Here is a 22,422-nt window from a genome sequence, read left to right as displayed (position 1 = left end):
CATCGACAGCAAGGAACGACATGAAGCCTGATCGCAGAGCCCTCATCGCGGCATCGGCCGTCACGATCATCGCCGAGCAGGGTCCGCGTGCGCTCACCCATCGGGCGGTTGATCAGTCCCTGGAACTTCCTGCCGGTTCGACGTCGTACTATTTCCGCACTCGCGAGGCACTTCTCGAAGCAACTGCATTGCACATCGTGCACCGGTCACGTTCGACTTTCGACGAACTCCGAGAAGGGCCCGGAAATCCTGCCGCCCTGACGGCCGAGTATCTCGACGATCTTCTCTCGCACCGCAGAAACGAATTGATCGCTCGATACGCACTGCTCGTGGAAACTCCCCGAGATTCGGCATTGCACCAACTCCTCGAAGGCAGCCTGTTTTCACAGGAGAAGGCAAGACCTATCTTCGACACCATTGGCGTTGACGATCCTGACGTCGCCGCCGCAAATTTCCTGAGCCTTCTGGAGGGCTTGATCTTCGACTACTGCCTCGGAGCACGTAGCCGAGATCCTCGCTCCTCCGAAACCGTTCGGCAACTTCGGATCCCGATCGACATCTTTCTGCGCGGAGTTGGCGCCACCTGAAAGACGTTGGTCAGCAGAGGCTTCCGGTGCAGGGCCGTTGACCAGAAAACAGTGCCGCGACAAACGGGGTGCTGTCTGGAACCGAAGCCGGAACGGTTCCCAGGTGATCTGTGGGATAGGTATGGAATGCAAAGTCCACGTCGTTGGCAGCAAGGTCAGCAGCAAACTTCAAAGTCAGTGGCGCCGGAACATCGATGTCCGAGAGTCCCTGACCGATGAAGAACGGGCGGTTGTATCCCGAAGTCGGTACCGTGAGCAGTTCGCGCGCAGCGTCCATGAACGTTGGATTGTCCAGCGACTTCGACAGCACCTGACCGAGCGTGACGGTTCCGTATTTGGTGCGCGCCTCGGTGTAACACATGTTGTTCTCGACGTCGTCGAGGATGGTCTTGCCGAGCGGGGTCAGATACGAGTCGATGTCGATGTCCGGACGCGAAGCACGCAATCCGTCAAGAACATTCGCAATGTAGACCGTCGTACCCTTGAGTGGAAGTGCCGGGAAAGCGGGCCCACCGAGCGGTAGAAGATTTTCGATGTTCGAGGGAACACCAGTGGCGACAGCGCCGCGGTAGTCCAACTCCGGCGCGTAATCGGTGGCGAGAGAAGCAGTGAACATAGTCGCCTGTCCACCCTGTGACTGCCCCATCGCTACCCAGGCGCTCGACAGGTCGTCGTCGACCGCACGAGCGGCACGCACCATGTCGACAACGCTGTGCGCAGCGGAACGACCGTCGAGATACGGATGAACACCGGGTGTTCCGAGCCCCACGTAGTCGGTGGTCACCACCGCATATCCCTGCTCCAGCCAATGCCCGAGATGCGTCGCGGTCCGCTCGAGTGGAACGCTACTGCTCGGCGCACACTGATCCGCGACACCCACCGTTCCGTGCGCGTAGGAAATGACTGGCCAGCCACCCTCGGGCGGAGCCCCCTCGGGGCGGTACACCACACCGGTACTCGTCATCGGCGCATCCTTCGGGCCCGTCGACCAGTACGTCACCTTTGTTGCGCTCACAGCGCCGGGGATCACCCGATCGGGGCCGAGCGACTCATGGCTCACCACGGAGCCCGGAAGATCGTTCTCTTCCGCCGCGGCCGGCGCTGTGACGGTCAACGCCACCAATGCGCTCGCACCCAATCCGACGAGCGTCCTACACAGCCGCTTGCTCACGTGCCTTCTCCTACCGATTGCGTTGACAGTGCCGTATGTGGTGATCAGCCCCACATCAGCCGATCGAGTTCAGACCCTAGAACAGCCCTACCAATTGGTCAACCTAGATTCCCGCTGCACATTCCCCGTCGTCACGCGCCTGCTCCGGTAAGGTGGCGGTGTTCAATACATGCAGGTCCCCCGCGAGATCAGGAGGCCGAAAGGCTCTCTCATGTCAGCGCCTGATCTCCCGACCTCTCCCCCTTCGCAGCAGAATTCGGTGGCCGCGATCCTCCGGGCAGCAGGTTGCGTGTTCGCCGAGGACGAAGCTCGCTTACTCCTCCACGCCGCACGCTCGCGCGACGAACTCGCTGCGATGATCGATCGACGAGTTGCCGGCGAGCCCCTCGAGCCTGTCATCGGGTGGGCCGAATTTTGTGGCTTGCGCATCCACATCGACCCTGGAGTATTCGTCCCCCGCCGACGCACCGAGCTCCTCGCTCGACAGGCCTGCACACTCGTCGACTCGGGAAGCGTCGTCATCGACATGTGTTGTGGTTCAGGAGCTGTCGGGGCTGTCGTGCAGGCGAAGATCGATACTGTCGATCTCTACGCGGTAGACATCGAACCGGCAGCGATTCGGTGCGCTCGCCAGAACATCGCACCGCCCGAGCGTGTACTCGAAGGCGATCTGTACGGCCCACTGCCGACGAAGTTACGAGGTCGTGTTGACGTCGTCGTCGCCAATGCGCCCTACGTCCCCACCGATTCAATCCGACTCATGCCGCCCGAAGCACGACTTCACGAACCGCGAGTCTCGTTGGACGGCGGCCCCGACGGCCTGGACCTGCAGCGTCGCATCATCGCCGATGCTGCGCCGTGGCTACGGCCGGGCGGCCATCTACTCGTCGAGACGAGCACGGAGCAGGTCGAGATGACCGTCGAAACATTCACTCGGGGAGGGTTTCTCACTCGTGTGGCAACCTACGATGAAACCGCGTCAACCGTCGTGATCGGTCAGCGTTGACGGCGATCGAATCATGAAGGCACAGACCAGTTCCGAGCGTGGGCGGCAAAGCCGTCGACAAAAAGCCCGAACGCGCGATCGACGCGAGCCCGGTCCCCCGTGGCCAGAAGATCCATCGACAAACCCCGCATTTGCGAAAGCAACAAGGTAGCGACCGACGAAACATCCTCCTCGGGACAGCCCGCTTGCCGTAGTCCGGTTTCCAGAGCTTCGATCCAATCGCCCACGAAACGGTCCAAAAACCGTCCGTAGCGTTCGCGATCGCCGAGCGCGAGGGCGTAGATCTCGACCATCACTCGGAATCGGGGCAGGACCTCCGGTGTCGTACGTTCGGCCCACCACGCGGTCAGCACTGTCGCCGGATCGATCCCCGCTTCCATCGGGACCGCAATCGGAATGGACTCGCTACGCATGTTCTCGATTACCTCGGAGAGCAGATTCTCCTTGCTCTCGAAATGGTTGAGCAACGACGCATGCGACACACCCACGGCCCTGGCGAGCTGCCTCACCGTCAGTTCCCCGACACCGTTGTCGATGACGTACCGGGTCAGCGCGTCGAGCAACTCCTCACGTCGCCCGGCGTATCTCAGGCTGCGTTTGTCGATGCGTTCAGACTCCGGCACATACCTACCCTACCGGCCGGAACCACCAGGTCAGCGGCTGACTGCCTTCTGATAGCGACGAATAGCGAACGGTACGAAGACGATCAGCAAACCGAAAGTCCACAACAACGACGCGATGACCGGGTTCTGCAGTGGCCACGCATCCGGAACTGTCATCGCAGGGTTGGTATTGCCGAACAATTCACGCACCGCCTGAGTCACCGCCGACACCGGATTCCATTCGGCGATCACTTTGAGCGGCCCGGGAAGATTGGTGGTCTCGACAAAAGTGTTCGCGATGAACGACAGCGGAAAGATGACGATGAAGCTCGCGTTGTTGAATACCTCCGGCGTCCGGATCCAAAGCCCGACAACAGCCATGACCCACGACAACGCGTACGCGAAGAACAGAAGTAGCGCATAACCCGCCACCGCTTCGAGGAAGCTGGAATGGATGCGCCACCCCACCAGAAGACCGGTCAACGACATGACCACCAAACTGATGACGTTGATCAACACGTCACTTGATGTTCGGCCGGTCAGCACGGCGGACGGAGCCATAGGGAGCGATCGAAATCTGTCGATGATTCCTTTCTGAATGTCTTCGACCATCCCCAGACCAGTCCACGTAGCACCGAAAATCACTGTTTGCGTGAAGATTCCGGCGATCAGGAATTCTCGATACGACGTGCCCGGGACCGAGATCGCACTGCCGAACACGTATGCGAACAAGAGCACGAACATGATCGGAGACAAAGTGGTGAACACCAGCAGATCCGGAACACGCTTGATCTTGATCAAGTTTCGCCTGGCGATGGTCAAACCGTCTTCGAGCGCCATCTGCACGGTCATTTCTGATCCTCCAGTTCAGCCTGGTGCCCGGTCAGTGTGAGGAAGACATCGTCGAGAGTAGGTCTGCGCAGACCGACGTCGAACACCCGGATTCCGCGTGCCGACAGAAGATTCAGCGCTGCGACCAACGCATCGGTGCCGTCGTCGACAGGAACGGTGACACGACGGACATTCTCTTGAACCTGAATGTCCCCGACGGCAAGCGAGCGCAATTCCTCTCGGACGATGTCGAGATGTTCGACCTCGTGCACACTCAATTCGATGCGTTCACCCCCGACCCGCGCCTTCAACTGATCTGCAGTACCGCGTGCGATGACCGAACCGCGGTCGATGACGGCGATCTGGTCGGCCAATCTCTCGGCTTCTTCCATGTATTGCGTCGTGAGCAGCAGCGTGGTTCCCTGCGCCACCAACCCTTCGATGACATCCCAGAGACCGAGTCGCGCCCGAGGATCGAGGCCGGTGGTCGGCTCGTCGAGAAACAACACCTGCGGGCGAGCAACCAATGCGCCGGCGAGATCGAGACGGCGTCGCATTCCACCGGAGTAGCCCTTGACCGGCCGATCGCCGGCCTCCACCAGATCGAACTGCTCGAGCAATTCCCGGGCTCTGGCCTTACTGCTTCGTGCACCGAGGTGATACAGCCTCCCGACCATGTCCAGATTCTCGTAACCCGTCAGGTACTCGTCGACCGCGGCGTACTGACCCGAAGCTCCGATCTTGGATCGCAACGCCCGCGCATCCTTGACCACGTCCAGCCCGGCAACCTCGGCGCGACCACCGTCCGGAATGAGCAGCGTCGTGAAAATCCTTACCGCAGTGGTTTTTCCGGCACCGTTGGGACCCAGCAGAGCCATCACCGAACCCTCGCGCACTTCCAGGTCGATGCCGTCCAATGCCGTGACGTCGCCGTACTTCTTGACCAGCCCCTCGGCCACAATCGCTTCGGTCATGAGCCCTCCCGCATCGGTAATCCGTCGGTAGTCCGTTCCCCAGTGTGACCTAGAGGGCCGACACATTCCAGGAAATTTTGTCAGTTGACGAGCTGCCATCACCTCCCCGGTTTCGCCGGTGCCTTTCGGCCACGAGGTACGGAACAGGCCGCAGGTCCCCGTCCTGTCCAATACAGCCGATTAATTTCACCGACCTTTCGACGGATATATACCGGAAAGAAAACTCGAAATTCTTGAACAAAAAGCACTTTCGGGTATTCATGACAGACAAGGCAGCGTTACACTCGTATCGCAAGTGACACTCGGCCCGATTGCAGTTTGTTATCTGGTGTCGAATCTCGAAATGAATCAAGCAGAGGCCGAAAAGAATTGAATCACCGATTCAGTGCACGCGGGGAAGACTCACACTTCGGGGGATCGAGAAAGGCTGACTACGTCATGAGCGTCCGAACTCGATGCATCCGAACTCCATGGATCCGAAAAACGGCGAAATATTCCTTCGAGACGATCTGCTTCACACTAGCCGTGATTGCCGTGGCCGCGCTGATCGCCGCGTACAACACACAACCGCGCTCCGCGCCGACGTACACGCCGGTCTCGTTCTCTGCGAATCCTGAATCTGCAGCGCTGCCCTTCGACATACCGCCGAAGTCAGCACTCAACGGGAAGTTGGTTTTCGCCCACTACTTCCCGCCGTATCCGGTATCGATCGACAATGCGAATCCGTCCGGTGATTACTATGCGACACAATATCTTTCGGTCAACGGCGAAAATAACAAGCACGTCCGGTACGGTGGTTTTCTCCGTGATCGGCCGACTCCGCGGCCACCCATCGCCGATACTCAGTGGCGCCAGCGTGACCTCGAAAACGAAGTTCGTTCGGCGATCGCCGCGGGCATCGACGGTTTCTCCGTCGACATCATCGCCAAGGCGACCGACACCAGTTGGTGGGGTTCCACCGTGCCCACCGCCCTGATCAAGGCGGCCGCAGCAGTCGATCCGAATTTCAAGATCATGCTCATGCCTGATATGAACGGCGCGTTCAAAAACATGACCGCAGCTCAAATGGCAGCAGAGATGAAGCCGTATTCGACCATGGCTTCATCGTTCAAATTGAATGATGGACGACTTGTGATATCGCCCTTCCTTGCCGAAAACAAAACTGCGGGCTGGTGGTCTGAGTTCATCACTATCATGAAGAATTCTTACGGCATAAATGTCGCATTTGTTCCGGTTTTCCTCAACGCTGCGGCCAACCGGAATTCTTTTGCAGCGATCAGCTACGGGATGTCGAATTGGGGTAATCGAAACCCGGCAGGAAATCCGCTCTCGGCCTCGAATCCGAACTCTCCGATGGGACTTGCCGCTGCCGCTCACTCCTTGGGGAAGATATGGATGCAGCCAGTCGCCTTCCAAGACGTTCGTCCGAGTCAGTCGATCTACGACGAGGCACAGAATTCACAGAATCTGCAGAACATGTGGCAGATCGCGATTGCGTCCAACAGCGAATGGGTACAGCTCGTCACCTGGAACGACTACAGCGAGGGAACGTCGTTCGCGCCCAGCGCCGGTCATGGACGTGCGTTGCTCGACATGAGTTCCTACGGGTTGTACAGCTTCCGCACCGGCGCCTCACCCGCGATAGTTCGCGACACCGCCTATCTCATCTATCGCAATCAGTCGGTCTCCGCGGTCCCCACCAACCGTTCTGCCGCCCCTATGACACTGCGCCAATGGTCATCTCCCGCTCGCGATACCGTCGAAGTTCTTTCCTTCTTGACCGCGCCTGCGGTCGTCAAAGTGACAGTGGGAAGCACAACAACCACCTGTAATGCTCCGGCCGGGATGAGCAGCTGCATCGCACCGTTGAAGGTAGGTGCTATCAAAGCCACGGTCGTTCGAGGCTCGACCGAGGTGTCCCGGGTGAGTTCACACGCTGCGGTAACGGCCACACCGTACAACCAGAATCTCGAATACCTGGTCGATTCCAGTAGGAGATAGCGGTGACGAGGATCGGGTGAGTACCTCGGCTCACCCGATCCTCGTTGCACCGTCGGTTTCTGCTGCAGTAGGCAACTCGGACACAGATACCGCACCCGTCCGATCCACCCTCACTGCCAACGTCACGGCTGCGGCCAATGCCGATACACCCGCTCCGATCCAGTACAAAACCGCGAACGAATGCAGGGTCGGTACAGCGGTCGCACCGATCACCACCGTCGAACTGGCCAATACCGCTGCCGCAACAGCGCTTCCGGTGGAGGTACCGACCGAGCGGAGCAAGCTGTTGAATCCGTTGGCCGACGCAGTCTGATGGATGGGTGCAGATTCAGTGATCAGCGTCGGCATGGCTGCAAGAGCAAATGCCACACCGGCGGACACCACGGCAGCGCCGATCACGATATTGACCAACGTCGGCGTCAACAGCACACGCAAGACGTATCCGATTGCAATGACGATCGCACCTGACGCCAACGTGGCCTTCGCTCCCCATCGCCTCGTCACCTTCGACGACACCGGCGCCAATCCGATCATCAGAACTCCGCCCGGCATCATCGCCAATCCGGCTTCGGCGGCTGAGAGTCCGAGACCGTCCGCCGACGCGAGAGGCAACTGAAGTTCCTGCGTTGCCGCCAATGCGCTGATGAACATGGCAAATCCGAGTAACACCGCGCAGACGTTCGAGACGAGAATCGGGGCGCGCAGGGAAGTCCGCAGATCCACCAACGGTGCCGGCGTGTGCAGTTCCCACGGAATCCATCCACAGAGCAAGACAACTCCGGACGCGACCAGAACGAGAACCTGGAGGCTTCCCCAGCCCCATTCGGTTCCCTTCGAAACGGCCAGCAGCAGTGCAGTCATAGCAAGTGTGAGAACTGTGGCTCCCAGAAAGTCGAAGCGCCCGCGACTCTTCACAGCCGATTCCGGCACCACCAGCGGCAAGACGACTATCAGTACGATCCCGAATCCACCGGTGACCCAGAAAAGCGCGGGTAGTCCCCAGTGCGCCGAGATCACCCCCGCCATCGGCATACCGAACATGCCACCGATCCCCAGCGTCGCACTCATGAGAGCTACTGCACCACTGAGCTTTTCCGAAGGAAGGACATCGCGCATGATGCTGATTCCGACGGGCAGAAGTGCCGTCGCGAACCCCTGCAACGAGCGCCCGAGGATCAGTAACCAGAAACTCTGGCTGAGCGCAGCAACCGTGCAGCCGACGATCATCACGGCAAGACAGACGAGCATCATCGCGCGCTTGCCGAACATGTCGGCAAGTCGGCCGATGAGAGGGGTCGCGACGGCACCGGTCAGCAACGTCGAGGTCACCAGCCAGGAAGCGGTGGACGACGATACTCCCGATGCCGTCGCGAACTCGGGCAGGACCGGCACCACCAAGGTCTGTTGCAGCGCGACCACCACACCGCTCAGACTCAGGACGCCGACGACCCACCCGGTCCGCGCGTTCGCGCGAACAGTCTTGTCCGTCAAGCGTTCGAGCGAGCGGCTACTCCGGCGTCGACAGGAACCACGATGCCACTCATGTGGGCACTCGCGTCGGCGGCGAGGAACAGGACGACTCGGGTGACCTCGAAGGGATCCAGCCAACCGATCGGCTGCGCGTGCAAGGTTGCGTACACAGGTTCGACGTCGTCTGCCGTAGGCGATTCGAGGTCCGGCCGCATCATTGCGTACATCATGTCGTTGTGAATCATCGGCGTCGAGATATTGCCCGGTGCAATAGCATTCACGGTCACACCCGAGTTGGCCAGTTCGAGTGACACACTCTTCGTCAAACCGATGACACCCCACTTGGAGGCGCCGTACGCCGCCATCTGGGTGCCACCGGATCGACCCATCATCGAGGAGATCGTGATGATGCGACCGTAACCACGTTCCGCCATTCCGCCCGACACGGCTGCCACGGTATTGAACACACCGGTCAGGTTCGACGAGATGACCTCGTTCCACTGGGCCGACGTCATCGACGTGATCGGAGCGGGCACGGACACGCCGGCGTTCGCGACGGCGATGTCGACGCGGCCGAACTCGGCTTCAGCGCGGGCAACGAGCGCATCCATTGCCTCCCGATCAGCTGTGTCAGCCTTGACTGCAATACACCGACGACCGGTGGCCTCCACCAACCTGACGGTTTCCTTCAGGTCCTCCTCGGTTGCGAGGGGGTAGGCGACGACATCACTGTTCTCGCACCGATCGCAGATCACGATGTCCGCGCCACGCTCCGCGAATGCGATAGCGTGGGCGCGCCCCTGACCGCGTGCGGCACCGGTGATCAGTGCAACTTTTCCTTCGAAGCTGCCTTCGAGGCTGTTCATGCCGTCTCCTAGTTCGTCGTATGCCAGCGTGCGCTGTACTGCATGCGTACTCCGAACCCGCCCGAAAGAAACTGTCGATCCCGGACAGCGGGAATCTAGCCGATCACTGGTAGACGGCGGTCTCGAATTCCAGGTATCCGTTGATGGATCCAGCGTCCGCGAACGGCAGAATCTGCGTTGCCCAGAACCCGCCGACGCCGGTGTGCCGGTCGATCCAGTAATAGAGGTTTGCAAGACCCGCCCAAGCCAGTGATCCGGCCGGCCGGCCGGTGGGCGCCACCTCTTCATTTGTCATGAAGGAGTATGCCCATCCCTTTGGTACGCCGGGGAAGAATTCCGCATCGTTGGACAGTGTCGGAAGAACTCCGGGCAACAACCCGACGTGCTGGCCTTCGAGTCCGTTCCGTACGGCTGCAGCGACCGTCTCCGGCGCCAACACGCGGCCCGCAGTACCCGCGCCGTCGTTCAGCCACATACGGATGAACTTCATGTAATCGCCGACAGTGCCGTGCAAACCGTGACCACCCATGTGCACCTCGGGCTCAGCCGGAAGCTCGAACCCTATGAGCGGAGTGAGGCTTCCGACGCTCTCGCGCTGATGGATCGGCGCAAGTCGATTCTTCATCGACGGGCTCATCGTGAATGCCGTATCCGCCATCTCGAGAGGTTCGAAGATGCGCTCGCGCATGACATCGCCGAGCCGCTGACCTCGGATCGACTCGACGACCTGTCCGGCCCAGTCGATGTTGGTGCCGTACTCCCACTTCTCACCCGGGTCGAAGAGCAGCGGCGTCGTGAGCGCGGCTTTGCTACACGTGATCACGCTGGGCTGCCCATGTTCCTGCGAGAGCCGGTTGTACGACTCGTTGAAGAAGTCGTAACCGAACCCTGCAGTGTGAAGTAGCAGCATGCGAGTGGTGATGTTGCGCTTGGGTTCCCGAAGAACGGGGGTGCCGCCGGCGTCGAATCCGTCCAGGACCTTCAGCTCACCAATTTCGGGGATATAGGTCGCAGCGGGCGCATCGAGATCGAGCAACCCCTCCTCCACACATTGCAGGACAGCGGTACCGGTGATCGCCTTGGTCGTGGAGAAGAGCGCAAAAGTTGTATCAAGGGTCATCGGTTCGCCGAGACCGAGAGTCCGCTCACCGGCTGCACCCTCGTAGATGTTGCCTTCTCGATCCGTGATCATCGCGACGACACCCGGGACACGGTCAGCCCCTTGCGTTGCTCGCGCCAGCACGTCGTCGAGGCGGGGCTTCGAAAGAGGTTTCCGCGCAATATCTTCGATCGTCACTGCATTTCTCCATCCGACTCGCAACTTGTCTTGTCGAACAGAATGTAACGGTGATCACATACCCGGTTCTGCCTCGAAACGGCAGGAAAACTGTCTCGTTTCGGCAGAACCGGGCAGAGCTTGGAGTCAGCTCTGGGGCGCTCCGATATTCACCAGCCAGGAAATGCCGAATTTGTCTGTACAGGCGCCGAATTCGTCGCCCCACATCTGCTTCTCGAGTGGAACGCTCACCGTCCCCGTTCCCGACAACTGCTCCCAGTACCCGCGCAGCACGTCACCGTCGTCGCCGCTGAGGCTGACCGTGATGTTGTCACCTGGGTTGTACGGCATGCCGGGCGGAGTGTCGGCACCCATCAGGGTGTATCCCTGATCGGTTTCGAGCATTCCGTGCATGATCTTGTCGCCGCCTTCACCGGGATTGCCGAATTCACCGAACGTGCTCAGCGCCAGCGTGCCACCGAAGATTTCTTTGTAGAACTCCAACGCCTCACGGGCATTGCCGTTGAAGCTGATGTACGGATTGAGTCGAGTTGCCATGACGTACTCCTAGCTCGTGGGATTGCTGTCACGTTCGATTTCAATCCTTGCAGAACGCTCCGACACGAAACAACGGATCATCGCAGTTCATCGAGTGCGTAAACCGATCGTCATGACCGTTCAAACAGCTGCCCTCAGAATCGGTTCCGAGTCTCGGAAGGTAGCTCCCCGAACCGTTTCCGGTATGCCGCCGCAAACATCCCCAGATTGACGTAACCCCAGGCGTTGGCGATTTCGGAGACGGTTCTCCCATCGGAACGCAACAGTTCGCTGCGTACTCCCTCCAGTCGACGAGTGCGCAGTCGTTGACCCGGCGTGGTGTCTCGGTACCGTCGAAATCCCGCAGTGAGCGCTCGGACGCTGACGCCCACTGCAGCCGCGATCTCGGACGCCGTCGGCACCGAGCGCGCGAAAGTGTCGATGTACTCCTCCGCCGATCGCACGTAGGCCGGTTCGGCGGAGGCGACGTCGACGCCGAGTTGCAACCCGGCCTGCGTCGCCCACTCGTCGAGAAGCTGAGCCGTGACGAGTTCTTGAACCCTGACACCCAACCTTTCACCCGACATCGCGTCGGGTGACTCTGCAATTGCGCGAACGACGTAGTCCATCAATGCCAGCCAACTCGAGCCACGCCCGCCGATCGTGCACTTGTGCCGCCACAGGCGGTCATCGGGAACCACCCCGTACCACTGTTGGGCGTGATCGGCGACAAGCTGATGCGGCACAGTGAGATTCAGCTGCAGATGATCCTCGTCGAATTCGACGAAGTAGTCGGTCCGGCTGCAGTCTGCGACAAAGGTCTCCCCCACTCCGGTATTCGCCGCAGCGCCCCGTCCGAGAGCATGTCGACCGTTGCCCCTGATCGTCGTCAGGACCAGAATGTTTCCGGCTTCAGGCGAACATTCACCGACGGAGACCGGAATCCCGTAACAGAATCTGGTGACGTCGATCTTGCCGACTGCCGCCGAGTACATGTCCGAAGCCGGCTTCAACCGACTTCCGATCGGCGTCACCGTATAGGGCATGTAGATGTTGTCGGACCACTCCTTGATGCGGTCCCAGTCCTGAGAAAAGGCCTGATGATGCTGCATGGTGGGCCGACCGGCCACATCGATGAGCAAGGCGTCCTCGAACATGGTTCGAGTATCGCACCAGGGCCGGGGAAGGTCACGCAAAGTCAGGTGGCGTGATCTCTGCTCGTACGGCGGCAAAAAGCAGCGAATCGACCACGGTCCCCCGGATCACCATGTGCGCCCGCATCAGTCCCTCCTCCACCATGCCGGTTTTGGCGAGCACCGACGCCGACGCCGAGTTCTCCGGACGACACGTTGCCTGCACTCGCTGCGCTCCAAGGCGGGAACAGGCGAGTTCCAGAACCGCGCGCGCTGCCTCGGACGCATAACCCTGCCCCTGAAACTTCGGGTTCACGACAAAACCGAGTTCGGCCCGACGGTGCGCGGCGGATACTTCCCAAGCAGCTACCGACCCGATCACTGCTCCGTCAGCCTTCGACGTGATCGCCAGGGTGAACGAGCGACGTTCGACGAGCGCAGCTTCGAGCGCCGCATCGGTAAGGAACGCCCTGGTCATCGCGGGAGTGTTCGGACCCCAATCAACATGTCTACAGACGGCAGGGTCGGACGCGTACTGATGGACGGCCTCTTCATCCTCGGGCGTGAAATCTCGCAGAACAAGGCGTTCCGTAGTCAACGTGAACATCCAGCGATCCTAGATTGGGTTCGAAATATTCCTTGACTCGAACGTGTGTTCGAGTACAATTTGAGGAGGGGATCGGGGGGATTCTATGAGTGTCTTGTTGTCGGACGTGGTGTCTGGCTCGGCGGTGGGGTTACGCGGACGCCTGTGGCGGTTGTCTGCCGCGGAGTTGCGCGCTGTTGCTGTGTCGGCGAGTGCGGAGATTCTGCGGCTGGAAGCCGTGCGGGTGGCGGTAGTGGACGAACTGTCGATGCGTCCCGACGATCAGGTGATTGCCAGCCGCGGCGTGGGTGCGTGGTTGGCAGCGAACACCATGCTGCAGGTTCGGGACGGGAAGAAGATCGCCGCCCTGGGCGCCGCGTTGCGCCCGTTCCCGGCCGTGGCGGCAGGCTTCGATGATGGGGATTGCTCGTTCGAGCACGCCGTCTTGATCGTGACGTTCTGCGAATCACCGCCGAAGGGGATGCCGGAGGAAGCGCTCCCTCGCTGCATCGACCTCTTGCTTGCGGCTGCGTCGGGGGTGGAGGCGACGACGACGAAGGTGCGGCACGTCATCGCGACCTTGGAGCGCGTTTTCGAATCCGATGAGATTCCGCCCGCCGAAGACGTCGACCGGAACGAACTGCGGATCGCCTCGACCTTGAACGGTCGGGTGGTGGTGCGCGGCGATTTCGACGCCCTCACCGGCGAAATGTTGCTGTCGGCCCTGTCGAATTTGACGATGCCGACCCCGGCGCCCGATGGAACCCCTGATGCCCGGTCCGCAGCAAAGCGGACCGCGGACGGGTTCACCGAACTGATCCGCCGGTATCTGGATTACGCCGAGACCGGAACCGACGGCGGCCAACGACCGCACGTGAACGTGCACATCAATGCTCGCGATCTTGCCGAGCATCGGGACTGCGCCGCGGCACCTTCTGATGTGGACGACGAAGGCTCGCCCGATCTGGACCTGTCAGATCTTGATGTCGGGCACATGCCGTGGCTCGGGCCGCTGTCGGTGTCGCAGACCAGGCTTCTCGGGTGCGACTGCTTCCTGTCGACCGTCCTACTCGACGATCACGGCGCGCCGCTCGATGCGAAACCCGGAAAACGATTGGTCAACGCCGAACAGCGCGTCGCCCTCATTGCCCGCGACAAAGGCTGCGCCTTCCCCGGCTGCACATGCGTACCGGCCTGGACGGACGCGCACCATATCCGGCACTGGGCGAACGGTGGTCCGACGGTGATGAACAACCTTGTCCTACTGTGCCGTTCACACCACCGACTGATGCACCGGAAAACGGGGTTCGTCGGAAAATGGGAAATCCGAATCGGCGTCGACAACAAACCGTGGTTCATCCCGCCGCCATCGATCGACCCCGGGCAGCACCCCAGGCCGGCGAACACCACCTTCAAAACCTGACGACGAACCTCAGGCACAACAGAACACAGCCCAGCACCGCATCGAAGGGATCCCCCCGATGCGGTGCCAGCAGGCCGTGACGCTTGATGAAGCCGTGCCCACGAATCAATCAGCGTGATCAATCAGCGAGTCAGCACAAGCCCCGATGTCGGAACGCCCGTTCCCGCAGTCACAAGTACATTTTCGACGGAGTCGACCTGGTTGACCGAAGTACCGCGGATCTGCCGAACTCCCTCGGCGATACCGTTCATCCCGTGAATGTATGCCTCACCGAGCTGTCCGCCATGGGTGTTGATCGGAAGCTTGCCGCCGAGTTCGATTGCGCCACCGGCGATGAAGTCCTTTGCCTCTCCCCTGCCACAGAAACCGAGTTCCTCGAGCTGCATCAATACGTAGGGCGTGAAGTGGTCGTAGAAGACCGCCGTCTGCATGTCCGACGGGCGCAGCCCACTTTGTGACCAGAGTTGATCGCCGACAAGGCCCATCTCCGGTAGGCCGGTCAAACCGTCACGGTAGTAGCTGGTCATGATGTATTGATCTGCCCCGCTGCCCTGTGCGGCGGCTGCGATAACGGCAGGGGTGTTCTTCAGATCCTTGGCTCGTTCTGCCGAGGTGACGACGATGGCGATGCCGCCGTCGGACTCCTGGCAGCAGTCGAGGAGATGCAATGGTTCGGCGATGAATCGCGAATTCTGATGGTCCTCGAGGGTGATCGGTTTTCCGTAGAAGAATGCCTTCGGATTGGTGGCCGCATGCTTACGGTCCGCGACGGCGATTCGGCCGAAGTCCTCGCTGGACGCTCCGTAGACGTGCATGTATCGCTGCGCGACCATCGCAACAAACGATGCGGGCGTGCCCAATCCGTGAGGATAGGAAAAGGCGTTGTCTGTGCCCGACGAATTGACCTGCGCCACAAGACCGGAGTTCACCTGACCGAAACGCGCACCCGACCGCTCGTTGAACGCACGGTAGGCGACGACGACGTCCGCGACGCCAGTGGCAACAGCCATGGCTGCCTGCTGAATCGTCGCCGCAGCGGCACCGCCCCCGTAGTGGATTCGGCTGAAGAACTTGAGGTTCGGGATACCCACCGAACGAGCCACTGCCACTTCGGTGTTGGTGTCCATGGTGAACGAGGTAAGACCGTCGACGTCGGCGGGTGTCAGACCGGCGTCGTCCAACGCGGCTTGGACAGCCTCGGCGGCCAGTCGCAGTTCACTGCGACCGGAGTCCTTCGAGAAATCCGTGGCGCCGATTCCGACGATCGCGGCCTTGCCGGACAATGCGCTCATTCAATGTCTCCGTTTTCAATGTCTCCGTTTTCAATGTCTCCGTTCGAGCCCGACGCCGGAAAGGCCAGTGTGACCTGCGCGGTGATGTGATCTCCGAGACTGTTCTTGCCGACCACTGCGAGCGATACGAGATCCTCGTCGTAGGAGGTCACCGTTCCGGAGAGCGTCAAGGTGTCGTAGGCGTACCAGGGGACCCCGAGGCGGAGTTTGATCGACGTGAGTACGGCCCGTGGTCCTGCCCAATCGGTCACGAATCGCTGCACCAGGCCGGTGTCGGTGAGGATGTTGACGAAGATGTCTTTCGAGCCGCGTTTCTGTGCGAGGTCGCGGTCGTGGTGAACATCTTGAAAGTCTCGGGTAGCGAGCGCCGCCGAGACGACAAAAGTCGGGTCGCCGTAAATCGAGAGCTGCGGAAGAATCTCTCCCACAGTGATGTCCGTCGTCGAAGTCATCATCACTCCTTCACCGCAGACACAGAAACCGGCTGCCAGGCGTACAGAGTCCAGGGCGTGCCGCCTGTCTCGTCGTCACCGGGGAAGTCGAGGTAGATCGCCTCCACCTCCATTCCGATCGATACGTTCGAGGGATCGACACCGCGCAATTCGCCGAGCATCCGCACACCCTCCGGCAGTTCGACCAGGGCCACGACAAACGGCAACGACCGACCAGGAACCTTGGGGGCGTGGTGAACGACAAAGCTGAAGACCGTTCCTCGACCGGACGCGACCACGTAGTCGGTCTGCTGCGACTTGTCCTTCCAGATCGCGGGCACCGGCGGGTGCTGCACCGAACCGTCCGCACGCAGTTGGATACGCAACTCGTGTGCGGCAACACCGTCCCAGAAGAACTGCGTGTCGAGAGATGCTGTCGGACGCAGCATCCGAGATGCGTCCAGGTCCGCAGGCACGTCGGTGGAGGGGCTCTCGCTGACTGGCGGCGCGAACTTCAAGATCCGGAACATCATCTCCGAGACCAGTTCTTCACCGACCCGCCAGTAGCTGCGGGTAGTGAAGAACCACCCTTCACCGAGACCTGTCTTCTTCGGCCCCACAACATCTTCCAACACCGACGAGATGGTGACTTCTTCACCCGGCTTCAGATAGCGGTGGTAGATCTGATCGCAGTTGGTCGCGACGACGGACGTGAATCCGGCCTCGTCGAGTATATCCGTCATCCGGCCCAACGGATCGTCAGCTTCTCGAACCGCACCCAGGCCGCGCATCGTCCATACCTGCGCCATCGCCGGCGGCGCGACTATGCCGTCGTGTCCGGCGGCGCGGGCAGCCGATTCGTCGACGTAGATCGGGTTCTCGTCTCCGATCGCCTCGACCCAGTTGCGGATCATCGGCAGGTTCACGGGGTCCCGGCCGGCGCGAGGAGCGCTTGGCCCGTCCTCCCGAACCCGTTCGGCAGCAGTGAGAATGGGATCTGACACGGTTTGTTTCCTATCTCGGAACGCGGGGAAGCTTCAGGCCGGCAGTCGCAATCAATTCGCGCATCACCTCGTTGACTCCACCGCCGAAGGTGATCACCAGGTTGCGCTTGATCTGCATGTCCAGCCACTCCATGAGATCAGCAGTTTCGGGATCGATCGGATTTCCGTACCGCCCGACGATCTCTTCCGCCAGTCGACCGACCCGCTGGATGCGCTCGGTCGCAAACACTTTGGTTGCCGAAGCGTCAGCGATATCCACCGAATCCGAATCACTCGACGCCACTTGCCAGTTGAGCAGTTCGTTGAGCCGGTACGTCGCATGAATTTCGCCGAGCGCGCGCCGTACGTCAACGTGATCAAGGAGGTTTTCACGCTTGGCCCAGTCGAAGACGTGGTCGTAAATCCCTGCGACACGACCTGCCGGGCCGAGCATGACGCGTTCGTGATTGAGCTGCGTCGTGATCAAACGCCAGCCCTGATTCTCTTCACCCACAAGCATGTTCGCCGGAACGCGAACGTCCTCGTAGTAGGTGGCGTTGACGTGATGCGCGCCGTCGCAGGTGATGATCGGGGTCCAGGTGTAACCGGGATCTTTGGTGTCCATGATGAGGATGGAGATGCCGCGGTGCCGTGAATCGGCAGAACCTGTCCGCACGGCGAGCCACACGTAATCGGCGTCGTGCCCGCCGGTGGTGAAGATCTTCTGGCCGTTGACGACGTACTCGTCACCATTGAGTGCCGCTGAGGTACGCAGTGCTGCAAGGTCGGTGCCGGCTTCCGGTTCGGTGTAGCCGATCGCGAAGTGCACTTCACCGGCGAGGATCGCAGGCAGGAATTTCTGCTTCTGCTCCTCGCTACCGTACTTCTGCAAAGTCGGACCGACGGTCTGCAGAGTGACCGAAGGCAGTGGGACATCCGCCCGCACAGCCTCGTTGACAAAAATCTGCTGCTCGACTTCTCCGAACCCACGTCCGCCGTACTCCACCGGCCAGCCGACGCCGAGCCAGCCGTCCTTGCCCATACGACGGATGACCTCGCGATAGGTAGGGCCATGCCGCTCCACGCGCATGATCTTGGCCTCTTCGGGCGAAATCAGCGTCGAGAAGTAGCGTCGAAGTTCAGCTTGCAATGCGCGCTGACTGTCGGTCAGATCGATGAACACCGGGCCCCCACGAGGTCGAGTCGCTGCGAAGCGCCGCCGAGCAGGCGCGCCAAGTCTTTTGCCGTCGAGTAGTAACGATGAAGCGGATAGGTGACGTCGACGCCCAGACCGCCGTGCAAGTGGTGAAGCACCTGCATCGTGGCAGGAACTTCCTGGGCGATCCAGTACGCCATGACGTCGAGGTCCGACTGGGCATCCAGGCCCTCCGACACGCGCCAGGACGCCGACAACGCCGCGACGTGAAGGGTCCGGGAGGTGACGTAGGCGTCGGCTATCTGTTGTGAAACTGCCTGGAAGGTGGCGAGCGGCTTGCCGAATTGCTCACGCGAGCCGACGTGTGTCGCAGTGAGATCGACGGCGCCGGATACCAAACCGTCGGCGACGGCTCCGATACTCGCCGTGGCGATCCGGTACAGCGTCTGGACGGCTTCCTGACCCGCTCCGAGAAGTTCACCGACTGCCTCGTCCATGGTGACTGCGAACTCCGGACTGCCGGACGAAGTGGGAGTCGGTGTCAGTGCGACGCCGGCGGCAGTTGGATCGACAAGAACGACTCCGGCGTCGGTGGGCACGAGAATTCTGTGTGCGCTCGCCGCGAAGGGCACGGCAAGGACTGTCCCGCTGACGCGATACCAGTCGCCTGACTGCTGCGCGGTAGTCGACGGCTGCGCCGGGAACTGCTGCCCCGGCTCACCGAGTGCCGCGGTGAAGACCCGTCCGGCGCCGACTCCGGTGAGCAACTCGTCCTGCTGCGCGTCGGTCCCTAGAGCAACGATGGGGAGTACGCCGAAGCCGAGGGTCGCGAGAGCCGGAATGGGAGCGGCGGCCCGGCCGACCTCGACGAGAAGAGAGCCGACGTCGGTGACCGAGAGGCCCTCGCCGCCCAGACGCTCGGGCAGTGCCAACGTGAGCAGGTCGGCTTCGGCGAATGCCGCCCAGAGCGCGTCCGGCTCCAGTTCGCGGGCAAGGAGCGCGGTAGCCACCTCGGCGACCGCTTCCTGGGTTTCATCGGGAGTGAAGTCCACGCTGGCAATCCTGTCTCTGATGTAGAACGTGTTCTAGTTGTATCACCAACGTGGACATTTCTAAAGGCCTCTACTCACGCCGTCTAATCACGGGGCAGGCCCAGAATTCTCTCCGCGGCGACGGTCAACAGAATCTGCGTGGTTCCGCCGGCAATCGACAGGCATCGCGTGTTGAGGAACTCACGCGAGAGCGGACCCTCCACCCATCCGGCCGGGCCACCCAATTCCATGGCGAACTCTGCGACATTCTGACGCTGGCGCACGCCCACCAGCTTGCGGACGCTCGACGCCGGGCCCGGATCCTGACCATCCAATTGCCGCAGTGTCGTACGCAATTCCAGCAACGAGCCCACCATGGCGGTTCCGATCAGCCCACCGAGCTTGTCTGCAACCACAGGATCGGGATCGCCTGCCAACTCGAGCAATTCCTCCATCGCACCGCCGAGCGAAGAGCCACCGCTCATCGCGACTCGCTCGTTGGCGAGGGTCGTGCGGGCCAGCTTCCAGCCTCCACCGAGTTGGCCGACGACGCACTCGTCCGGCACGAAGACGTCGTCGAGGAAGACTTCGTTGAACAGGGCGTCTCCGGTGATCTCACGCAGCGGCGAGATCCGAATCCCAGCCGTCTTCATGTCGAGTAGGAAGTACGTGATGCCCTTGTGCTTGGGAACATCGCGATCGGTTCTGGCGAGGCAGATAGCCCAGTCAGCTTCACGTGCAAGCGAAGTCCAGACTTTCTGACCATTCAGCTTCCAACCGCCGTCGACCTTTTCCGCGGTCGTACGCAGCGCGGCAAGATCCGAACCTGCGCCAGGTTCGCTGAAGAGCTGGCACCAGGTGATCTCGCCCTTGAGCGTCGGAGTCGCGAATCTTTCGATCTGCTCCGCACTGCCGTGCTCGAGGATGGTGGGAACTGCCCACCACCCGATCACGAGATCGGGCCGGCCGATACCGACGGCCGCCAACTCTTCCTCGATCAAAATCTGTTGCGCGGCCTTGGCGCCCCGGCCGTACGGCTTCGGCCAGTGCGGTGCGAGGTAGCCCGATTCGGCCAAAGCGTTGCGCTGTTCGGATTCGGGCAGCGCCACCAATTGCGCTACCTCTTCGCGAATGTCGGACCGGTCGGATTCGAGCTCACTCAAGTCGATCTGAAGGTGACGCCGTGCGCCGCCGATCGTCAATTCAGCGACGCGTGCGCGCCAGTGAGACGATCCGCCCAGAATCTGCCGGAGCGACAGCGCTCGACGAAGGTAGAAGTGCGCCTCGTGCTCCCAGGTGAATCCGATACCGCCGAGCACTTGAATGCAGTCTTTTGCCGTGTCGACTGCGGCGTCCAGCGACACCGCGGCCGCCACTGCTGCGGCGATCGGAAGTTCGTCGCCCGACTCGGCAGCGACCGCGGCGTCCCAGGCGACAGCTCCGGCATTTTCCACTCGGCACAGCATTTCGGCACAGATATGTTTGATCGCCTGGAACGAACCGATGGGTTTTCCGAATTGTTCGCGAATCTTCGCGTACTCCACCGCAGTACGCAGACTCCACGCCGCAATTCCGGCAGCTTCGGCAGCCCCAAGTACCGCCGCTAGGTCGGAAACCGATCCTGGCGCAATGTCATCGAGGATTCGGTCGGCGTCGACCGTCACTCGATCGAAGGAGACTCGCGCCAGTGGTCGCGACTTGTCGATCGTGTCGACCGCTTCGTAGGTCACACCTTCGCTGTCTCCGTCGACGAGAGCCCAGACGACACGCGAGCCTTCACCTTCCGACACCACGCCCGCCGACACGAGGACCGATACGCCCGAGTCTCCACCCCAGGCGTAACCTCCTTCGCCATGAAGCTCGATGCCGCCGGACGCATTCGCCGTTGCCGCAACTGGACTTTCGTCCAATACGACGGCGCACGGCAGCGCACCGTCGGCGAGCGTTTCGGACCAACGCTTGGCAGCGGGCGACGAACTACGCCCCACCACCAGCGCTGCGAGTGCAGTCGTGAGAACAGGACCCGGCACGAGTTCGATTGCCGCCTGTTCGAGCATTGCTGCGAGATCGACGATTTCGGCTCCGGCTCCGCCTACCGCTTCGGGAACGGCGACCGAAAATATCCCGAGAGACGCGAACTCGGACCATTTCTCCCGCCACGAAACTGCTGGTCCACGGCGTACCATGTCCATCGGCGTGGCCGAGCGAGCCCAGGCCTCTATCGATTCCTGGACCGCCCGCTGTTCATCGGTCGTGGCGATTGTCACAACTGGTTCCCGCCTCTCGATAAGTGACACAATTGTTTAGAACGTGTTCTAATATGACACCTGGCCAAGAGTCAAGGCGCGAAGGAATTTGTCGATGACCACAACATCCCGATCCCGCTCCAACGCGGTTGCTTCTGCAACGCTCGGGGACGACGATCTCAGCTCCAACGCGCAACGCGAACGCCGCAAGCGGATTCTCGACGCAACCCTCGCCTTGGCGTCCAAGGGTGGCTACGAGGCTGTCCAGATGCGCGCCGTGGCCGAGCGCGCCGACGTCGCGGTCGGAACGCTCTATCGTTACTTCCCGTCCAAGGTTCACCTGTTGGTGTCCGCTCTGGCACGCGAATTCGAGAAGATCGATTCCAAGGGCAAGATCCCACCCGGAACCAGCCCGCTCGAGCGGATGCAGCTGATCCTCAGCCTCATCACCCGCGCGATGCAGCGCGATCCACTCCTGACCGAAGCCATGACTCGCGCGTTCATGTTCGCCGACGCCTCCGCAGCGGCCGAGGTCGATCAAGTGGGCCAGTTGATGGACCGCCTCTTCGCACGAGCGATGACCGAAGAGGAGCCAACCGAAGAGCAGCTGGCGATCGCGCGCGTGATCTCGGATGTGTGGCTGTCCAATTTGGTGGCATGGCTCACGCGACGTTCTTCGGCTACCGATGTCGCCAATCGACTGGAATTGACGGTTGAACTGCTGCTCGGTGACGGAACTCGGAAACCCGAATAGACGTCCTTTGTCGCATCTGTCATTTTTGCACTGATCGGCCGGAAACGTATCGAGCCAGGAGTCGCT

Annotated in this window: 21 protein-coding genes; 5 read left to right on the top strand and 16 right to left on the bottom strand. The window is 61.1% G+C overall.

Translation table 11 applies throughout. The features are described from left to right. Positions 1–20: 20 nt before the first annotated feature. Positions 21–587 (top strand): TetR/AcrR family transcriptional regulator, encoded by a 567-nt coding sequence (locus ACFT1A_RS19070; protein ID WP_378448237.1) that lies wholly within the window; start codon positions 21–23, stop codon positions 585–587. Between the two features lie 10 nt (positions 588–597). On the opposite strand, the gene ACFT1A_RS19065 is transcribed toward ACFT1A_RS19070, so the two are convergent. Further along, on the bottom strand, positions 598–1,758 hold the full coding sequence (locus ACFT1A_RS19065; protein WP_378448236.1) for a lipase family protein: 1,161 nt from the start codon (positions 1,756–1,758) through the stop codon (positions 598–600). Positions 1,759–1,969: 211 nt separating this feature from the next. On the opposite strand from ACFT1A_RS19065, the gene ACFT1A_RS19060 reads away from it, so the two are divergent. Beyond that, positions 1,970–2,764 (top strand): putative protein N(5)-glutamine methyltransferase, encoded by a 795-nt coding sequence (locus ACFT1A_RS19060; protein ID WP_378448235.1) that lies wholly within the window; start codon positions 1,970–1,972, stop codon positions 2,762–2,764. A gap of 11 nt (positions 2,765–2,775) precedes the next feature. Here ACFT1A_RS19060 and ACFT1A_RS19055 read toward each other — a convergent pair whose 3' ends face one another. From ACFT1A_RS19055 to ACFT1A_RS19045, 3 genes are read right to left on the bottom strand one after another with little or no spacing between them, the layout of a single operon-like run. Beyond that, entirely contained in the window at positions 2,776–3,387 is a 612-nt protein-coding gene (locus tag ACFT1A_RS19055) for a TetR/AcrR family transcriptional regulator (protein ID WP_378448234.1), read from the bottom strand. 30 nt (positions 3,388–3,417) lie between these two features. Beyond that, a complete protein-coding gene (locus ACFT1A_RS19050; protein ID WP_003945537.1) occupies positions 3,418–4,218 on the bottom strand; it encodes an ABC transporter permease in 801 nt (266 codons plus the stop codon). Continuing rightward, on the bottom strand, positions 4,215–5,171 hold the full coding sequence (locus ACFT1A_RS19045; RefSeq protein WP_230814761.1) for an ATP-binding cassette domain-containing protein: 957 nt from the start codon (positions 5,169–5,171) through the stop codon (positions 4,215–4,217). Before ACFT1A_RS19045 ends, ACFT1A_RS19050 begins: the two co-directional genes overlap by 4 nt. A gap of 525 nt (positions 5,172–5,696) precedes the next feature. Between ACFT1A_RS19045 and ACFT1A_RS19040 the strand changes: the two genes are divergently transcribed. Beyond that, positions 5,697–7,172 carry a glycoside hydrolase family 71 protein gene (locus ACFT1A_RS19040; RefSeq protein ID WP_378448233.1) on the top strand — a complete coding sequence of 492 codons (1,476 nt, stop codon included), beginning with the start codon at positions 5,697–5,699 and terminating at the stop codon, positions 7,170–7,172. A 30-nt stretch (positions 7,173–7,202) separates the two neighbouring features. On the opposite strand, the gene ACFT1A_RS19035 is transcribed toward ACFT1A_RS19040, so the two are convergent. The 6 genes from ACFT1A_RS19035 to ACFT1A_RS19010 all read right to left on the bottom strand — a co-directional run bounded on the left by ACFT1A_RS19035 (position 7,203) and on the right by ACFT1A_RS19010 (position 13,061). Beyond that, the gene (locus ACFT1A_RS19035) at positions 7,203–8,663 is read right to left on the bottom strand and encodes an MFS transporter (RefSeq protein ID WP_378448232.1); all 1,461 of its coding nucleotides are present in this window, start codon (positions 8,661–8,663) and stop codon (positions 7,203–7,205) included. After that, a complete protein-coding gene (locus tag ACFT1A_RS19030; RefSeq protein ID WP_378448231.1) occupies positions 8,660–9,508 on the bottom strand; it encodes a mycofactocin-coupled SDR family oxidoreductase in 849 nt (282 codons plus the stop codon). Before ACFT1A_RS19030 ends, ACFT1A_RS19035 begins: the two co-directional genes overlap by 4 nt. A 103-nt stretch (positions 9,509–9,611) precedes the next feature. Continuing rightward, positions 9,612–10,805, bottom strand: a complete 1,194-nt coding sequence (locus ACFT1A_RS19025) for a serine hydrolase domain-containing protein (protein ID WP_378448230.1) — start codon at positions 10,803–10,805, stop codon at positions 9,612–9,614. A 126-nt stretch (positions 10,806–10,931) separates the two neighbouring features. Further along, complete coding sequence (locus ACFT1A_RS19020) at positions 10,932–11,342, bottom strand: VOC family protein (protein ID WP_047269632.1); 411 nt, start codon at positions 11,340–11,342, stop codon at positions 10,932–10,934. A 134-nt stretch (positions 11,343–11,476) separates the two neighbouring features. Further along, positions 11,477–12,478 carry a helix-turn-helix domain-containing protein gene (locus ACFT1A_RS19015; RefSeq protein ID WP_378448229.1) on the bottom strand — a complete coding sequence of 334 codons (1,002 nt, stop codon included), beginning with the start codon at positions 12,476–12,478 and terminating at the stop codon, positions 11,477–11,479. A gap of 31 nt (positions 12,479–12,509) precedes the next feature. Then, positions 12,510–13,061, bottom strand: coding sequence for a GNAT family N-acetyltransferase (locus ACFT1A_RS19010; RefSeq protein WP_378448228.1), 552 nt, complete (start codon positions 13,059–13,061; stop codon positions 12,510–12,512). 85 nt (positions 13,062–13,146) lie between these two features. On the opposite strand from ACFT1A_RS19010, the gene ACFT1A_RS19005 reads away from it, so the two are divergent. Then, positions 13,147–14,463 (top strand): DUF222 domain-containing protein, encoded by a 1,317-nt coding sequence (locus tag ACFT1A_RS19005; protein WP_378448227.1) that lies wholly within the window; start codon positions 13,147–13,149, stop codon positions 14,461–14,463. Between the two features lie 122 nt (positions 14,464–14,585). Here the strand turns inward: ACFT1A_RS19005 and ACFT1A_RS19000 are convergent, their stop codons facing one another. The 6 genes from ACFT1A_RS19000 to ACFT1A_RS18975 all read right to left on the bottom strand — a co-directional run bounded on the left by ACFT1A_RS19000 (position 14,586) and on the right by ACFT1A_RS18975 (position 21,623). Beyond that, entirely contained in the window at positions 14,586–15,755 is a 1,170-nt protein-coding gene (locus tag ACFT1A_RS19000; protein ID WP_317551625.1) for a lipid-transfer protein, read from the bottom strand. Then, complete coding sequence (locus tag ACFT1A_RS18995; protein ID WP_378448226.1) at positions 15,752–16,207, bottom strand: MaoC family dehydratase; 456 nt, start codon at positions 16,205–16,207, stop codon at positions 15,752–15,754. The genes ACFT1A_RS19000 and ACFT1A_RS18995 overlap by 4 nt, the downstream gene beginning before the upstream one ends. A 2-nt stretch (positions 16,208–16,209) precedes the next feature. Beyond that, positions 16,210–17,190 (bottom strand): bifunctional MaoC family dehydratase N-terminal/OB-fold nucleic acid binding domain-containing protein, encoded by a 981-nt coding sequence (locus tag ACFT1A_RS18990; RefSeq protein ID WP_378448225.1) that lies wholly within the window; start codon positions 17,188–17,190, stop codon positions 16,210–16,212. A 10-nt stretch (positions 17,191–17,200) separates the two neighbouring features. Beyond that, the gene (locus ACFT1A_RS18985) at positions 17,201–18,352 is read right to left on the bottom strand and encodes an acyl-CoA dehydrogenase family protein (RefSeq protein WP_378448224.1); all 1,152 of its coding nucleotides are present in this window, start codon (positions 18,350–18,352) and stop codon (positions 17,201–17,203) included. Next, positions 18,337–19,377, bottom strand: coding sequence for an acyl-CoA dehydrogenase family protein (locus ACFT1A_RS18980; RefSeq protein ID WP_378448223.1), 1,041 nt, complete (start codon positions 19,375–19,377; stop codon positions 18,337–18,339). Before ACFT1A_RS18980 ends, ACFT1A_RS18985 begins: the two co-directional genes overlap by 16 nt. Positions 19,378–19,460: 83 nt before the next feature. After that, entirely contained in the window at positions 19,461–21,623 is a 2,163-nt protein-coding gene (locus ACFT1A_RS18975; protein WP_378448222.1) for an acyl-CoA dehydrogenase, read from the bottom strand. Between the two features lie 94 nt (positions 21,624–21,717). Here ACFT1A_RS18975 and kstR point away from each other — a divergent pair, with 94 nt between their 5' ends. Continuing rightward, positions 21,718–22,356, top strand: coding sequence for a cholesterol catabolism transcriptional regulator KstR (gene kstR, locus ACFT1A_RS18970; protein ID WP_003945752.1), 639 nt, complete (start codon positions 21,718–21,720; stop codon positions 22,354–22,356). Positions 22,357–22,422: the final 66 nt, after the last annotated feature.

The sequence above is a fragment of the Rhodococcus sp. NPDC057135 genome, from assembly GCF_042670865.1.
Taxonomy (GTDB): Bacteria; Actinomycetota; Actinomycetes; order Mycobacteriales; family Mycobacteriaceae; genus Rhodococcus_F.
The sequence above is the reverse complement of the archived record's forward strand: the minus strand, read 5'-3'. Positions and strand labels throughout refer to the sequence as shown.

What these genes read in the sequence shown, in the direction of transcription:
- ACFT1A_RS19045 (WP_230814761.1), bottom strand. Translation starts at nt 5,171, where the DNA reads ATGACCGAAGCGATTGTGGCCGAGGGGCTGGTCAAGAAGTACGGCGAC.
- ACFT1A_RS19005 (WP_378448227.1), top strand. Translation starts at nt 13,147, where the DNA reads ATGAGTGTCTTGTTGTCGGACGTGGTGTCTGGCTCGGCGGTGGGGTTA.
- ACFT1A_RS19060 (WP_378448235.1), top strand. Translation starts at nt 1,970, where the DNA reads ATGTCAGCGCCTGATCTCCCGACCTCTCCCCCTTCGCAGCAGAATTCG.
- ACFT1A_RS18995 (WP_378448226.1), bottom strand. Translation starts at nt 16,207, where the DNA reads ATGACTTCGACGACGGACATCACTGTGGGAGAGATTCTTCCGCAGCTC.
- ACFT1A_RS19050 (WP_003945537.1), bottom strand. Translation starts at nt 4,218, where the DNA reads ATGACCGTGCAGATGGCGCTCGAAGACGGTTTGACCATCGCCAGGCGA.
- kstR (WP_003945752.1), top strand. Translation starts at nt 21,718, where the DNA reads ATGACCACAACATCCCGATCCCGCTCCAACGCGGTTGCTTCTGCAACG.
- ACFT1A_RS19015 (WP_378448229.1), bottom strand. Translation starts at nt 12,478, where the DNA reads ATGTTCGAGGACGCCTTGCTCATCGATGTGGCCGGTCGGCCCACCATG.
- ACFT1A_RS19010 (WP_378448228.1), bottom strand. Translation starts at nt 13,061, where the DNA reads ATGTTCACGTTGACTACGGAACGCCTTGTTCTGCGAGATTTCACGCCC.
- ACFT1A_RS19030 (WP_378448231.1), bottom strand. Translation starts at nt 9,508, where the DNA reads ATGAACAGCCTCGAAGGCAGCTTCGAAGGAAAAGTTGCACTGATCACC.
- ACFT1A_RS19070 (WP_378448237.1), top strand. Translation starts at nt 21, where the DNA reads ATGAAGCCTGATCGCAGAGCCCTCATCGCGGCATCGGCCGTCACGATC.
- ACFT1A_RS19020 (WP_047269632.1), bottom strand. Translation starts at nt 11,342, where the DNA reads ATGGCAACTCGACTCAATCCGTACATCAGCTTCAACGGCAATGCCCGT.
- ACFT1A_RS19000 (WP_317551625.1), bottom strand. Translation starts at nt 15,755, where the DNA reads ATGAGCGCATTGTCCGGCAAGGCCGCGATCGTCGGAATCGGCGCCACG.